Raw genomic sequence first — 1,131 nt, 5'->3', positions numbered from 1 at the left:
CCCGCCGCCGGACCAGCGGGGAGTCCGGTCGGGAGTCCAGCTGCGGGTTCGGCAGCGTCCTCGGCGCTGTCGGCGGCCGTGTCGGGATCAGCGTCGGCATCGGAGTCGGCGGTCGCGTCGCCGTCGTCGTCCTGGTCACCAGTGTCGCCCTCACCGGCGGCGGGTGCGGGGTGCTGGGGTGGGGCGGTCAGGGCGGCGGCGAGTTTGACCTCGGTGTTGGCGCGTTGGGGGCTGGAGCCGGTGTGGGTCAGCACCAGGTCGACGAGGTTGGTGGCGCCCACGGTGCGTAGGTCTTCGGGGGTGAAGGTGGCCAGCAGGCGTAGCAGGACGGCGTCGGTGAGGTCGCGGGCCTCAGCGACGCGTTGGAGGGCTTCGACGCGCTGGTGGGCGCCGGTGCTCGAGAGGTAGCAGGCGGCGGTGGCCGCCTCGTCCAGGGCGATGCGGGTGGTGTGCAGGGCATCGGCCAGGGGCCCGGTCAGGGGTAGTGGGGGGATGTCAGCGAACAGGCCGGAATGTGAGGTGGGGTCCGCGCCTGCCTGCCTCGCAGGAGCAGTGGGGGCGCCCAGGGCGCCGGGGGCCAGGGGCTCCCACCCTTCCCAGGGCTGCTCAGAGGGCGGGTGTTCAGCGGTTGGGGGTGGGGTGCTGCTGCCGGTGGGCAGGCCGGCGTCGTCGGCGCCGTGGTGGGGCGCTTCGGTGCCGGTCCAGGTCATGCAAGAGACGTTAGGGGGCACCACCGACAGTCCGATAGGCGTTCGAAGCGGCTGCATGGGGCGGCGTGTCGAGCAATCTGGAGTTCACCCGTTCGGAGTAATCACACCGGCGGACTTCGCGCGTTCGGTGAGGCTCACCTACCAGCGAGGGTGGCCTCCGGCAGCTAGAGACTGCTGACGCCGGGCCGGCTACCTGTCAGGCCGGCGTCCGCCTGGGTGTGTCGGGCAAGACAGGCCCGTGCGCTGGTCACCTCTCTCGTGGCCGCAGCTGTAGCGAGGGCTCGCTGTCGTTCTTCGTCGACCGCTGCCCGGCGTGCGTCCGCCCCGGTCACGTCCCTCGGAGTGGTGTACTTCCGTTGTCACCTTGCGAGGTCAGCTTCGCTGATCATGCCGTCATTGCTGGTGCAGCGTCCAGAGCGGT

At 71.3% G+C, this 1,131-nt stretch carries 1 pseudogene; it reads right to left on the bottom strand.

Annotated elements, in window-relative coordinates:
* A pseudogene (locus BXY45_RS22800) lies at window positions 1-710 on the bottom strand (hypothetical protein); the annotation flags it as partial.
* Window positions 711-1,131 lie beyond the last annotated feature (421 nt).

The sequence above is a fragment of the Quadrisphaera granulorum genome (assembly GCF_003149145.1).
In the GTDB taxonomy this organism is placed as follows: Bacteria; Actinomycetota; Actinomycetes; order Actinomycetales; family Quadrisphaeraceae; genus Quadrisphaera; species Quadrisphaera granulorum.
Note: the sequence above shows the minus strand (reverse complement) of the source record. Positions and strands in the feature narration are given on the sequence as shown.